Annotated in this window: 12 protein-coding genes; 6 read left to right on the top strand and 6 right to left on the bottom strand. The window is 70.6% G+C overall.

The features are described 5' to 3' along the window. Positions 1-102: 102 nt before the first annotated feature. Positions 103-954 (bottom strand): hypothetical protein, encoded by an 852-nt coding sequence (locus AB5J51_RS01255; RefSeq protein WP_053784984.1) that lies wholly within the window; start codon positions 952-954, stop codon positions 103-105. An 85-nt stretch (positions 955-1,039) separates the two neighbouring features. Further along, on the bottom strand, positions 1,040-1,831 hold the full coding sequence (locus tag AB5J51_RS01260) for an ATP-grasp domain-containing protein (protein ID WP_053784985.1): 792 nt from the start codon (positions 1,829-1,831) through the stop codon (positions 1,040-1,042). A 795-nt stretch (positions 1,832-2,626) separates the two neighbouring features. Here AB5J51_RS01260 and AB5J51_RS01265 point away from each other — a divergent pair. The 4 genes from AB5J51_RS01265 to AB5J51_RS01280 all read left to right on the top strand — a co-directional run bounded on the left by AB5J51_RS01265 (position 2,627) and on the right by AB5J51_RS01280 (position 6,730). Next, on the top strand, positions 2,627-2,818 hold the full coding sequence (locus AB5J51_RS01265; protein ID WP_053790897.1) for a hypothetical protein: 192 nt from the start codon (positions 2,627-2,629) through the stop codon (positions 2,816-2,818). A gap of 522 nt (positions 2,819-3,340) precedes the next feature. Next, the gene (locus AB5J51_RS01270; protein WP_369776450.1) at positions 3,341-3,970 is read left to right on the top strand and encodes a hypothetical protein; all 630 of its coding nucleotides are present in this window, start codon (positions 3,341-3,343) and stop codon (positions 3,968-3,970) included. Between the two features lie 221 nt (positions 3,971-4,191). Then, entirely contained in the window at positions 4,192-6,153 is a 1,962-nt protein-coding gene (locus tag AB5J51_RS01275; RefSeq protein ID WP_369776451.1) for a WD40 repeat domain-containing serine/threonine protein kinase, read from the top strand. Between the two features lie 430 nt (positions 6,154-6,583). Beyond that, positions 6,584-6,730, top strand: a complete 147-nt coding sequence (locus AB5J51_RS01280; RefSeq protein WP_159047411.1) for a hypothetical protein — start codon at positions 6,584-6,586, stop codon at positions 6,728-6,730. A gap of 159 nt (positions 6,731-6,889) precedes the next feature. Here the strand turns inward: AB5J51_RS01280 and AB5J51_RS01285 are convergent, their stop codons facing one another. From AB5J51_RS01285 to AB5J51_RS01300, 4 genes are all read right to left on the bottom strand, one after another. Next, positions 6,890-7,561: a hypothetical protein gene (locus AB5J51_RS01285; RefSeq protein WP_053790900.1), complete on the bottom strand. Its 672-nt coding sequence runs from the start codon at positions 7,559-7,561 to the stop codon at positions 6,890-6,892. A gap of 228 nt (positions 7,562-7,789) precedes the next feature. Continuing rightward, positions 7,790-8,923: an IS630 family transposase gene (locus AB5J51_RS01290; RefSeq protein WP_053790901.1), complete on the bottom strand. Its 1,134-nt coding sequence runs from the start codon at positions 8,921-8,923 to the stop codon at positions 7,790-7,792. Between the two features lie 47 nt (positions 8,924-8,970). Then, complete coding sequence (locus tag AB5J51_RS01295; protein ID WP_053790902.1) at positions 8,971-9,237, bottom strand: hypothetical protein; 267 nt, start codon at positions 9,235-9,237, stop codon at positions 8,971-8,973. Positions 9,238-9,380: 143 nt separating this feature from the next. Further along, positions 9,381-9,965, bottom strand: coding sequence for a TetR/AcrR family transcriptional regulator C-terminal domain-containing protein (locus AB5J51_RS01300; protein ID WP_369776453.1), 585 nt, complete (start codon positions 9,963-9,965; stop codon positions 9,381-9,383). 42 nt (positions 9,966-10,007) lie between these two features. Here AB5J51_RS01300 and AB5J51_RS01305 point away from each other — a divergent pair, with 42 nt between their 5' ends. Next, positions 10,008-11,426, top strand: coding sequence for an FAD-dependent monooxygenase (locus AB5J51_RS01305; protein WP_369776454.1), 1,419 nt, complete (start codon positions 10,008-10,010; stop codon positions 11,424-11,426). 155 nt (positions 11,427-11,581) lie between these two features. Further along, positions 11,582-12,997, top strand: coding sequence for an amidase (locus tag AB5J51_RS01310; RefSeq protein ID WP_369776455.1), 1,416 nt, complete (start codon positions 11,582-11,584; stop codon positions 12,995-12,997). The last annotated feature ends 124 nt before the right edge of the window (positions 12,998-13,121 follow it).

The raw sequence follows: 13,121 nt of genomic DNA on the forward strand, positions 1-13,121 counted from the left end.
AGACCGACCCGGTGCCGAGCACTGCGGTGGACGAAGAAGCGCTGGGCACGCCAATCCGGAGCAGCACCTGCCCGTTCTCCTGATCGCGCTCCGGGCGACTGGTCACTTCTGCTCCCCCTTCTTGTACTGCTCTCCGAGACGCCGCAGCTTGCGCCGGACTCGTTCACCGAAAGCACGCGGGTCCGCTCCCGCGAACGCGGCGGGGTACGACTCGGCGGCGACCGCTGCAGCCTCCGTCCATGTCCATCTGGCGGCCGGGGCGCTGTACGTCACGGCGACTGCGCGTTCGGCGGGGTCGAGCCGGGCGAGTACGGAGCTGATGCGCGGATCATCCGGCAGGTGCCCGAACAGCATCTCGAAAGGGTCCGGGCCGCTGCTGAGCACGTCGTAAGCGGTCATGCCGTTGCCGAAGCCGTAGTCAAGGCTGTGCAGCCGCTGCCCCTTGATCTTGCGTTGGTGATGCGGCGTGAGCTGGAGCTTGATCGTGCGGGCATTCGCACGCAGCCGGTCCAGGTCCTGGCTCGTGAGCCCGGCATCTGTCCTTGTGGCCGTGATCCACAGGTCGAGCAGGGCCGTCGAGACCGCCCGTTCCCACCTCGGTCCGTGACCGCGTTTGCCGGGCCACATACAGGGGTCGCTCGCGAAGGCGGCGACCTGGGCGGTATCCCCCCGGGCGGCCGCGCAGGCACTCTCGGCCGCCCGGATGGTTTCGTGCTGGTCCCGCGGGAACAGCACGCTGTGCTTCCACACGCCCCAATCCGCGCTGAAGTGGTGCCGAACCCACGTTGTGGTCCGTGTGCGGGAACCGCCGTCAAAGGACTCGTTCGTGATGTAGACGTCCTGCCCCTCGGGGCGAGCGGGGGCCTGCCGATTGTGCGGCAACAGCACTCCGTCGATGAAGACGAAGTGCTGCTCCCCCTTGCAGACGTCCCAGCTGTCGTTGTCAGCGTCCACCTTTGCCTCCGCGTTCCGGTGCGAACAGGTTCACTCCTCAGTCCTGGCCGCGCCGTGAATCAGCAACACGAAGATGTGACCTGCATCACATCGCAGGAGGGACGCTTCCCGGACGGCCCACCGAGCCGCTCAGGTACGACCGGTCCCTCTCGGCGACCGCGTCGATCGGGCCGGCGGCGCGGAGCACCACGTCAAGGACGCGGTCCGGTTCGGCGGCGTAACACTGGGCGAACCAGGCCATGTTGGCCTCGACCACCGCCCAGCCGCCGTCGGCGAGCCGGCCGATGTCCAGGCACACCGCGCTGGGCAGAGCGGCAGCCGTGGCATCGAGGACGGCGCGGCCGAAGGCGCGGCTTTCGGCGTCCAGCGGCGCCGGGTCGAGGCGTCCGTAGACGGCGTAGCGGCTTCCGGTGACGACTTCGCCGTCGAGGACGAACAGCCGGTACTCGGCAGTGAACTCCACTACCCCGCTCACCAGGACCGGCGTGGAGCCGTCGAGCCCACCGGGCAGGCTGGTCCCGTCGTCATGGACGGCGGCGGGCAGCAGGTCGATCTTGGCCGAGGGCGGCTTTACGAAGACCCGTCCCCGCAGTTCCCGGGCCTCGGCGAGGGTGGTGAGCCGTACGCAGCGCCGCAGGAGGGAACGCGGTACGTGCGTCAGCCAATCGTCGGCTGGCTCGAGCAGCCCGAGGCCCAGCGGGCCGGCAAGACGTGCGGCTGCAAGGGGGCCTCCGTACCAGTGCACCCGGCGTCCTGTGGCACGCGCCGCCCGGTCGGCCACGTCGTAGCCACGCCAGGCTGCTGCCTGGGCGATGAGTTCGGCGGTCGAGGTGCGGGGTGCGGACAGGAGAAGGACGGGTGGGGTGCGGGCTTCCATTCCGGCGAGCCTAACGAACCCGGCCAACAGCCATAGAGGCACCCGAAAATCCCAGCATCGGGGGCGGGCAGCGCGAGGGTCTTGCCGCGTTCCCCTCCCAGTTGATCTTGAGGCGGTATCGTTACGGCGTCTGGTCGCCACTTGCGCGTGATCGGGGGAGGGCGGGGGGCTGTTCCTGTGTTCGATCAGTCGGATCGGGTTGGTGTTGAGCGGGTGCTCGACCAGTCCCTGGAGTCGCGTACGGCCACTCGGGATACAGGATTCGCCGTTCATGCCACGGTCGCCGAAGCGTTCTCAGCCCGCCAAGGCCGGCGTGAACTGGGCCCATTGCACCGCCGTGAGCCCAGCCCCTGGCTGACCTTCCCTCACCCGGACTCTTCCGTCCGCGCGTTCCGACCAGAATTGCCCCGTCCCACCTGGGGCGGGGTCACTTCCCTCCGAATGGAGACCGTAAAACGCATACTGATGCCGGCCGCTGCCGTCACCGCCTGCGCGGCTGCCGTCCTCGCCTTCGTCGCCGGGCCCGTCAACGCCGACGACACCCCCGGCCCCACGCCCAGCCCACCCGTACGCCGACCGCCTCGCCGACCACCCGCCCCACCGTCATGTCCTCGGGCACCCCCGCCCCGGGCGCGACCATCACCCCGCAGCCGGGCAACAGCCCACCGTCCAGCCCGGACGCGGAGGCGCCACGCCGACCCCCCGGCCCGGCGGCAACGGACCCCTACCCCCGCGCCCGGTTGCGCGCGCCCGGTACCCCAGCTCCCCACTCCCGAGAGCTTCCCCGGGTACGGGATGGTCACCATCGGCATGTGCGCCACGGACCACCGCACCGGCCGCGGCAAGCTGGTCTTCACCTCCGGGTCCGACGGCAACGACCCCACCACCTACCGCGTCACCCTGCGGTGGACGTACGAGGGCAAGCCCGAAGCCGGATGCGAACAGTGCTCGTCCTCGGCCCGCTACGAGCACACCGAGAACGTCTAGTCAACGACGCCGTCCACGCAGAACCTCGCACCGTTCCGTTCGTCATCCAGCACCGCGGCGAACTGATCGGCGAGGCAGCGGTCCGGTACGGGGTGACCGTCGTCGACATCACGCCCATGGAACCCGCCTGGCAAGACAACCCGAAGTCCGTCGGCCCGGTGCCCGGCGCCACCGAGCCACCTCAGTCCTCCTGACCCCTCCTGTCCTGCGGCATGCGGCCTCCCTGAACCCAGGGGGTGACCCTTGGGTCGAAGCCACCCTCGGATCACGCGTGGCCTTGCATACCGTGCCCGGCCCGCTCACCGACCCGCCTTCCGATCCGCCCTCGCCGCGCTCGATGGTGCCGGGACCGGCTCTCCCCCACTCGGGGGAGAGCCGTCCCTCCTCGCGGCCGAAGTCCGGACCACGGCTGACTGCGACCTTTGAGGCAGCGGGGGGCGAACACCCGCCGCCGCCAATTCCATCAGCCACCGGAGGAACCACCTGCGTAAGCTCATCGCCGGTATCGCGCTCACGACGGTCGTGACCGCCGCCATCACCACCGCAGCCCCGGCGGCCCCGGCCGTCGAAACCACCCGCCATCAGAGCCTGCACGCCTGGACCCTCCTCAACGAGCACGGCCCCGGGCCCAACCCTGGCGAGCGGCTCACCGCTCGGGTCGTCGCCCGTACCACCACCGGCGACCAGGCCCGCGGACATGCCACCATCCAGCACGTGTTCCTGGGGGGCCGCATCGTGAAGGTCGAGATGAGCATCGACTGCCTCACCACCGACGGCGCCGCCGTTACCGTGACCGGGCCCATCGACGCGCTCCAATTCACCGTCCCCGCAGGCGAGACTCCGCCGCCCGCTGCGCCGAGCACCTGGCACCCCGAGACCGGTCTCACCTTCTATCCTGCCGACGAACACGGCGAGCGCCAGGTCGGCTGGGCAGGCGCCGACCGCTGGTCCCGCGGGGTCGGCCTGGTCGCCCTGGACCAGGGCATCGACACCTCCACCGCGGTCGGGCCGATGTTCTCCCACGGGAGATGTACGACTCCGGCGACTACGCCGTCCAGCAGATCGCCAACGAGTTCGGCGTTACCCGCCTTGGCCCATCTACCGTCACCTGGGCAAAGCCCTGCCCCTCCGCTGGCTGCAATCAATCCGTAGCCCCAGGATCACCGCAGCTCAGGGGCTACTCCGTTGGTTGTCGGCGAGAACTATCGCAACCCCCGGTCCATCGCGTTCAGCCGCGACGGCCGGCTCCTCGCCAGCGCCGCCGAGGACGGCACCACCCGCCGGTGGAGGATCACCTGATGGACATCGACAGCCTTGCGGCACAATGACCCCTTGCACGTGCAGTAGTTGACAGGGGCGGCGAGGGGGCGGGGATGCAGCCGGGGGAGCAACTGGCCGGACGGTACCGGCTGGACGTGCGGCTCGGGCACGGCGGTATGGGCGAGGTGTGGCGGGCCCATGACGTCGAGCTGGGCCGGACCGTGGCCGTGAAGGTGCTGCTGGAGTTCGACGCGTCGGAGGAGCAGCTCGGCCGGTTCCGCCGCGAGGCCGCCATCGGGGCCCGGCTCCAGCACCCCGGCATCACCGTCGTCCACGACATCGGCCACCACGACGGCCGCCTCTTCATCGTGATGGAGCTGCTGGAAGGCCGGGACCTCTCGGACCTGCTGGCCGACTCGCCCGGCGACGGCCTCCCCCTGCCCCGGGCGCTCGATCTCGCCCTCCAGACGGCCGAGGCGCTGGCCGCCGCGCACGCACAGAAGGTGGTGCACCGGGACCTGAAACCCGGCAACCTCTTCCTCCTCACCGACGGCCGCCTCAAGATCTGCGACTTCGGCATCGCCCGCGCCGCCGACTCCACGACCGGGCTGACCGCCACCAGCAAGCTCTTCGGCACCCCGCCCTACATGGCCCCCGAGCAGTGGCGGGGCGAGTCCGTGGACGGGCGCTGCGACGTGTACGCCCTGGGGTGTGTGCTGTACGTGCTGCTGACCGGTGCTTCCCCCTTCGCCCGGGTCACACAGCCCTGGGTGCTGATGCGGATGCACCTGGACGAGGAGCCGCCCGCCCTGAGCTCCGTACGGGCGGACCTGCCGCCCGCGCTGGTGGAGCTGGTGGCGTCGATGCTGGCCAAGGGGCCGGCCGACCGGCCCGACGCCACCGCCGTCGCGGAGCGGCTGCGCGCGCTGCTGCGGGAGCCCGCCGTGCGCGACGTACCCACCATGGACCTGGGGGCGACCGCCCGGGCGGCCCCGGCCGACCCGGGGCCCAGCCGCCGGAACGTCCTGCTCGGGGCGCTCGGCGCGCTGGCGGGGATCTCGGGCGGGACGTACGCCGTCGTGCGGCTGACCGGCGGTGAGAAGGACGGCGGCACGGGCGACAAGAAGGCAGGCGACAAGATCGGCGGCGGCGACTCCGAAGCCGGGAGCGGCGGGCCCGGTACGGGCGGGGTGCGCACCGCGTACGAGATCAAGAAGCACGCCGGCTCGGTGGAATCGGTGGCGTTCAGCCCGGACAGCAGGTTCCTCGCCAGCGGCGGCAACGACCGCACGGTCCGGTTGTGGAACTTCCTCGGCGAGACCGGCCTCAGCCCCTTCCCCGGCCACGACGCCGCCGTGACCTGCGTGGCCTACAGCCCCGACGGCTCGGTCCTCGTCGGCGGGAGCGACAGGGCCCTCCGCCTGTACGACGTCTTCAGCCTGGAGTCCGTCGGCGTCCTGGCGGGACACACGGGGCAGGTGCGCGCGGTGGCGTTCGGCCCGGACGGCAAGACCGTGGCCAGTGGGGCCGACGACGGCACCGTCCGTCTCTGGGACGTGGTGACCCGCTCCCCCGTCGCCGTCGCCACCCTCACCGGCCACGCCAAGCCGGTGCTGTCCCTGGCGTTCAGCCCCGACGGCACCCTCGCCAGCGGCAGCGCCGACGGCATCATCCGCCTCTGGGACCTCGGCAACCGCTCCACCACCGCCACACTCACCGGTCACACCAAGGCCGTCGCCTCGCTGGCGTTCAGCCCCGCCGGCAAGATCCTGGCGAGCGGCAGCGCCGACGGCACCATCCGCCTCTGGGACGCGGCCACCCGCACCGGCGCCACCGCCGGCAACCTGACCGGGCACAACAGCAGCATCCGGTCGGTGGCGTTCAGTCCGGACGGCAGGACCCTCGCCAGCGGCGGCGGCCGTACCGTCCGGCTGTGGGACGTCGCTTCCCGCGTCCACCGCGCGACTCTCAACGGACACACCAGCGCCGTGACCTCGGTCGCGTTCAGCCCGAAGGGCGACACCCTCGCCAGCGGGAGCGACGACTCCACCATCCGGGTGTGGAAGCTGTCCTGACGGCAGCGAAGATGACCGGATGCCACGAACGTGGAGTTCGGCCTGGACGTCCGCGGACGGGCCGGCCCGGGCTGTGCCGTGCCGCTGGGCTGTCCGCCCGACTGTCCCAACCCCGAGCGCGGTGAGCATCCGTCGACGCCGCATCAGCAGGCCCCCAGCCACCGAAGCCTGACAGCAGGCGGGCGCCGTCAGCCGTGCCGCCGCGCACGACCCCCCGCCGTCCGTGCGGGGCTCGGCGACCAGTGTTACAGGCGCACTGGCATCGGCATCGAGAAGACGTCTCGGTGCCGGTCCCGCAGATCGCCAGAACCGCCATGCGGTCGCCCAACCTCGAGTGCTGGCAAGCCGGGACCAGTACGGTAAAGAGCAGCCACACGCCCGCCACGCGGAGACCGAGAGGCAACGCTCACTCCGGACAAAGGAGCCTGTCGTGACGGTCACGAAGGAAGAACTCATCTGGGCAACGATCCGCATGCTCGGCCAAGCAGCCGGCATGCTCCTCCTCCTCGGAATCGCGATCATCATCACAGCAGCCCTCGCGGTCACGATCAAAGAGCACACCAAACCCCCGCGGTAGTAGGGACTACCGCAGATCAGGCCCCATCCCCGAGCCCGACCTTCAGGACCGCAGACGCGGATGCTGCCGTCTGGCTCGTTGGAATTGAGCTGCGGCAATGGGGCGATGGGCGTTTCACCCTGACCGCCGTGCCTCGCGGCCCCGAACTGGCCCCGTGCCTCAGCGATCGCGGCCAGTGCCCGCCGGGCCTGCGGTGAGCACCGGCTCGGCCGCCACGTCCCTTCGCTCGGCCCGCCGCCTCGACACCCGGCGCCACGCCCCCGCACCGGCCAGGAGCGCCAGCCCGTCCACCACCGCCGCGGACAGCCCCATCGCCGCGACCGTCTGCCACGAGTGCTCGTCCAGCTCCCCACCCTCCGGCGACGCCCACAGCCGGATCCGGTGCCCGTCCGGGTGCACCTTGTCCGCCGGGCGCACCTCGTCGAAGGTGCGTCCACCGACCGACCAGACGTACCGGCACTCGACCTCGTCCTCCGGCCCCGCACCCTCGTCCCAGCGCTGGCCGGTCACCCGGCAACCGCTGAGCTCGATCGATACCGGTTCCGTCGTCCGCGCCCGGAGCAGGACCTGCTCCACCGTGCCGCCCGTGGTCACGACCCCGGCCAGCACCAACACCGTCAGCCCGCCAGCGGCCAGCGCGTCGGCCCACCGGTCCAGACCCGGCCGGAGCCTGAGCCCGACCAGCGCCGTCACCAGGCCCGCCCCGAGCAGGACGAGCGGCCAGGCCGTCCACGGCGCCCCGTCCGCCCAGTTCCACAGCAGCACGCCCGCGCCGACGACCGCGGCCACCGACCCCCCGACCGCGATGCACCCGCCTACCTTCTGCGCCACTTCGCACCCCCTTTCCCTCGCTACCCACCCGTCCGATCCCGCAACCACGCCGCCACCGCCAGGTAGTCGTCCGCCGCCAGCCCGACCCGGGCGTCCACCCGGCGGAGCAGCGTGTCCCCTGGGTGGTGCGCCGCCACCCACGCCCGGTTGGCGTCGCCGATCTCGTCGTCGACCTACACGCCCTCCGCGTACGCCACGATCCCGCGCCTCTTTCAAGCTAGTGCCGCCTCAGGCAACGTTCGCCCTGTCGACGACGGTGCGTAGGCGCCGGTCGTCGGCATGGCGGTTTCGCCAGTTGATGTAGCGGCGGATCATGCTGCCCTGTTCCTTGTGGTCGGCATGGTCGGTGCCGTCGAGGGTGAAGTAGCGCAGGGCCGTGAACTGGGCCTCGATGCGGTTGAGCCAGGAGGAGTTCGTCGGGGTGTAGGCGATCTCGACGTTGTTCGCGGCCGCCCAGGTGCCGACCCGCTGGCACCTCTTCGTGGTCAGATGCGGGGAGAAGTTGTCGCAGACGATCGCGATGCGGACGTTGTCCGGGTGGAGGCTGCGCAGGTAGCGGCAGAACTCCAGGAACTGCGTCCGCTTCTTGACCGGTTTGATGTGGCCGTAGAGCTTGTCTTTGGCCAGGTCCAGGGCAGCGAACAGATGCCGCACTCCGCCGTAGCGGTTGTAGGTCGCCCGCCGTCGCCGGCGTGGTTCACGGTCGGGGGTTTTGTGCTTGCCGCCGCGCTCGGCCCATTGCCGGCCCGGGTGGGGCATCAGGTTCAGTGGGCCGAACTCGTCCAGGCAGAAGATGACTTCAGGCTCGCCATCCTCGGGTACGACCTCGCCGTCGGCGATCGCGTAGAGGTGCTCGACGCGGGCCTTCTTGGCCGCGTAGTCCGGATCGCGGGAGGCTTTCCAGGTCTTCAGGCGTTGAAACGAGACGCCTTCCTCGCGGAGCAGGATGCGCAGGCCCTCGTGGCTGATGTCGTCGACCACCCCCTCGGCAACAAGGAAGTTCGCCAGCTTGGTCAGGCTCCAGGTGGAGAACGGCAGGGCGTGCTCGGTCGGCTTCGGCTTCGCGATCTTCTTGATCTCACGCCGCTCGGGCAGCGTGAACGTCTTGGGGCGGCCGCCCTTGTACTTCGGATACAGCGACTCGAAGCCGTCAGCGTTGAAGTTGTGGATCACATCCCGGACCCGGTCATCGCTGGTGAACGACACCTCGGCGATCCTCGCCACCGGTATGCCCTGCGCGGACAGCAGCACCATCTGCGCGCGCCGCCACATCACGACCGAGCCGGTGCCTCTCCGAACGATCCGCAGTAACCGCCGGCCCTCGTCGTCACCGATCTCACGAACCCGCACCCGTTCAGCCATGCACACAGCCTGGCAGTAACCCGAACCGGCAGACGGCTTCGACTGCGTCACATCGTCCGGCGATTCCTCAGCTCGGCAAGCCATTCGCTTACCTGCTCGTCGTCGTGCAGGTAGCCGCCGCTCTCGTCCACTGGAAGATCAATTCCGTGGAGGAGACTCAGCGCCCACCAGGAGACGTCGTCCCAATCGAGCCCGTTGTCAGTCACCCATCGCCCGGCCCAGCGGTCGACCTCGTCCCGGGTCAACCGACCTTCGGCAATCGCTACGAAGCGGTCTTCGATCTCATCAAGAGTCGGCTGGCGACTGGCATCCATGCCCTGACCGTACAGGCAGGGCAAACGTTGGCTGATGCAGCACTAGTTGCGTGCCCACCCCCAGAACCTGAAAATCGAACTGCGATGGCTCAGGGTGCTGTCGGAATTGCTGAACAACTTCTGCCCGTGGTGCGCGCGGCCGGTCACTGTCGGGTCATCAGGCCGAGGCCGTACTCGAAGCGCTCGTCGAATGAGGCGTCGCGCAGATGGGCGACCACGCGGCTGAGCGCGGGGTAGCCGCCGGGCGCCAGGGCATCGACCAGATCGTCACCGTCGGCGCGCGCGGCCGCCTCTTCTTCCTGGGCCAGCCCCAGGACGAAGTAGACGATCGTCCAGCAGGTCCAGGCGGCCGCCCGCTCGTCGAGCCCGCCGGACAGCAACGCTTCGACCATCGTGTCGGCGAAACTCAGGGTCCCTGGCTCCGCGGCGTGGGTGCCGGCCACGATCACCGCGCCGTCGCGGTGGGACAGCAGGGCCCGCCGGTAGCGGCGGGCCAGCTCGCGCACCCGCTCCTGCCACTGGCCGGGCAGATCCGCCAGGGACACCTCGGCCACGATCGCGTCGGCCATGAGTTCCAGCAGGCGGGCCTTGGACTTGGCGTGCCAGAGCACGGTGTTCATTCGCACACCAAGCCGGTCGGCGACACCGCGGATCGACACCGCCTCTGCGCCCCGGTCGTCCAGCAGCTCCAATGCCGCCCGCACAACGCCCTCTTGCTTTTTGGTCACTGACCAAGTCTACTTCTTGGTCAGTGACCAAGGAGGAGACCTGTGATCGTCATCATCGGAGCAGGGCCCGTCGGCCTCTGGCTGGCAGCCGAACTGCGCCTGGGCGGGGCCGAAGTCACCGTGCTGGAAGCCAGGACGGAACCGAACCCGCACTCCAGAGCCCTCACCATCCACCCCCGCACCCTGGAACTGCTGGCGTGCCGTGGCATCGTCGAACGCTTCCTGGCCGAGGGCCGCCCCATCCCGGACGGCCACTTCGGCGGTCTGGACGACCGCATGGACTTCGGCGTGCTCGACACGCCGTTCCCGTTCACCCTGGCGCTGCCGCAGGCCCGTACGGAGGCACTGCTGGAGGAGCACGCACTCGCCGCCGGAGTCCAGGTGCGACGGGGTCACGAGGTCATCGACCTGACCCAGGACGCGTCAGGCGTGACTGTCGAGGTCGCCGGACGGTCCCCCATGCGGGCCGAGTACGTCGTCGGCTGCGACGGCACGCGCAGCATCGTGCGCGAGAACACCGGGATCGCCTTCCCCGGCACCGCTGCCACCGTCTGGGGCTGGCTCGGTGACGTCGTCCTGGACGACCCGCCTCCGGGCGTGGTCAACACCTCCGGACCCAAGGGCGGCCTCATGGTGGTACCCCTGCCGGGCGGTGTGCACCGGATCGTCGGCGGCGATCCGGCCAGCACCCGCCCCGACCGGCCCGGGGAGCTGGCCCTGGACGAGCTGCGGGCCAAGGTCGTGGCCATCACCGGCGGCGACTTCGGTATGCGCGACCCGCGCTGGCTCTCGCGGTTCGGCAATGCCACCCGACAAGCCGAGCACTACCGCAAGGGACGGGTGCTGCTCGCCGGCGACGCCGCGCACATGCACTTCCCGACAGGTGGCGTCGGCCTCAACGTCGGCCTCCAGGACGCCGCCAACCTCGGCTGGAAACTGGCCGCCGTCGCCACGGGCGCCGCACCCGACACCCTCCTAGACACCTACCACGACGAACGTCACCCGGTCGGCGCCGAGCTGCTCGCGTCCACCCGCGCGCAGACCGCGCTGATGACCGGCTACACCCCCGAGGGGCAGGCCCTGAGAGCCTTGCTGAGCGATCTCATCGCCGGCGTGCCTACCCTCTCCCGCACCCTTGCCGAAAGGGTGTCCGGGCTGTCCGTCGCCTACCCGGCCGGGGACGGTCACCACCTCATCGGCACCCGCGCCCCCGACCTGGCCCTAGACGGCGACACCAGCCTGTTCGCCCTGCTACACGCAGGCCGTCATCTGCTGCTGGACCTGACCGGAACAGTGCGCGCCGTAGAGGGCGTCACCCTGCACCGTGCGACGTCGGTCGTGCCGCACACCGACTGGAAGGGCGTGACGGCCGCGCTGATCCGGCCCGACGGCCATGTCGCCTGGGCTGACGACGAGTCGAACGCCGACGCCGAGGCGGCCGTGGCACGGAGGTGGGGATGAAACGCCGACATCGCGGGCATGGACGGCCGGCCTGCTGCGGAGCCTCTCCGGGGAGCGCGGTGCAACGATCGAGGAGCGAACCCCTCGCGTGTTACCCGGTGGTAAGGAATGATGGCGGTGACCATCCACGAGGCAGGCCGGGGGCTGAGACAGCGGTGACGACTTTCGACGAACGGGCCATCGTGCACGCCTTTTCGGATGACGCCCTCGGAGAGCACGACGCCGTCGGTCTCGCCGCGGCGATCCGGCGGGGCGAGGTCTCCGCCGCCGAGGCCGCCCGCGACGCGGGGAAGCGGGTACGGGCGGTCGAGGCACGACTTGGCGCGGTCCAGGCGCACGTCGACATCCCTGCGCGCGCTGCCGGAACGGGCGGTGTCTTCGCGGGGGTGCCGACCTTCGTCAAGGACAACACCGACTACCGCGGTCTCCCCACGGGCCACGGCAGCGCGGCCTTCCGTCCGAGGGCGGCGCGGCGGCACGCGCCGTTCACCCGACAGTTCCTGAGCAGCGGCGTCACGGTGCTGGGCAAAACCCGCCTGCCCGAGTTCGGGTTCAGCCCGACCACCGAGTACGAGGGTGCCGAACCGGTTCGCAACCCGTGGCACACGGGCTACTCGGCGGGTGGTTCGTCGGGCGGCAGCGCCGCGCTCGTCGCCGCCGGAGCGGTGCCGATCGCGCACGCCAACGACGGCGGTGGCTCGATCCGGATACCGGCCGCGTGCTGCGGACTGGTCGGCCTCAAACCGACCCGTGGCCGGGTCGTCGCGAATGCCCAGAGCCGTCAACTGCCGCTCGACCTCGTCTGCGACGGAATCGTGAGCCGTTCCGTGCGGGACGCCGCCGCGTTCCTCGCCGCCGCCGAGGCGTACCGGCGGAGCCCGAAGCTGCCGCCCCTGGGCCGCGTCGAAGGGCCTTCGGAGCAACGGCTGCGCATCGGGTTCCTGCTGGACTCGCCGAACGGTGTCCGCTCCGACACCACGACCCGCGCGGCGGTCACGCAGACCGTGACGGCGCTCGAACGGCTCGGCCACACTGTGGAGCCCGTGGAGTTGGCCGTCGATCCGAGTTTCACGGACGACTTCCTCACGTACTGGGGGATGCTGTCCTTCCTCATCGGCGTCACCGGCCGGACCGTCGGTGCGGACTTCGACCGGCGCCGCATGGACAGCCTCAGCCGAGGGCTGCGCGAGGAGTATCTGCGGCACTGGCGGCGCACTCCCGGCGTGCTGCGGAGGCTGAAGCGTACGAGGGAGACGTATGCGGCCTCGTTCCGCGGGCTCGACCTCGTGCTGTCTCCCGTACTCGCCCACACCACGCCGCCGATCGGCCATCTCAGCCCGGCCGTTCCCTACCCGACCCTGATCGAACGGATCCTCGCGTACGTGGCGTTCACACCGGTCGACAACGTCGTCGGCACACCCTCCATCTCAGTGCCCACGGCGAGTGCCACAGAGGACGGGCTGCCCGTCGGCGTCATGTTCTCCGGGCGTCCCGGCGGTGAACGGAAGCTGCTCGAGGTCGCGTTCGAGCTGGAGGCCGACCGCCCCTTCCGGCGTATCCAGGACCTCTGACGGGGTCGCCTACCGCCAACTCCCCCACCGTGGAACCCGGCACTGCCCGACCGGCGTCCAGATCAGCCCGCGTCGTTGCGCGCATCCCGAGGCGGGCCGATCGTCGGGGCATCCCACCCTCCGC

This window comes from Streptomyces sp. R33 (genome assembly GCF_041200175.1).
GTDB classification, from domain to species: domain Bacteria; phylum Actinomycetota; class Actinomycetes; order Streptomycetales; family Streptomycetaceae; genus Streptomyces; species Streptomyces katrae_B.

Bases quoted from the DNA above. Each gene is read 5' to 3' on its own strand.
- AB5J51_RS01260 (WP_053784985.1), bottom strand. From the start codon at position 1,831: ATGGAAGCCCGCACCCCACCCGTCCTTCTCCTGTCCGCACCCCGCACC.
- AB5J51_RS01265 (WP_053790897.1), top strand. From the start codon at position 2,627: ATGGTCACCATCGGCATGTGCGCCACGGACCACCGCACCGGCCGCGGC.
- AB5J51_RS01275 (WP_369776451.1), top strand. From the start codon at position 4,192: ATGCAGCCGGGGGAGCAACTGGCCGGACGGTACCGGCTGGACGTGCGG.
- AB5J51_RS01290 (WP_053790901.1), bottom strand. From the start codon at position 8,923: ATGGCTGAACGGGTGCGGGTTCGTGAGATCGGTGACGACGAGGGCCGG.
- AB5J51_RS01295 (WP_053790902.1), bottom strand. From the start codon at position 9,237: ATGGATGCCAGTCGCCAGCCGACTCTTGATGAGATCGAAGACCGCTTC.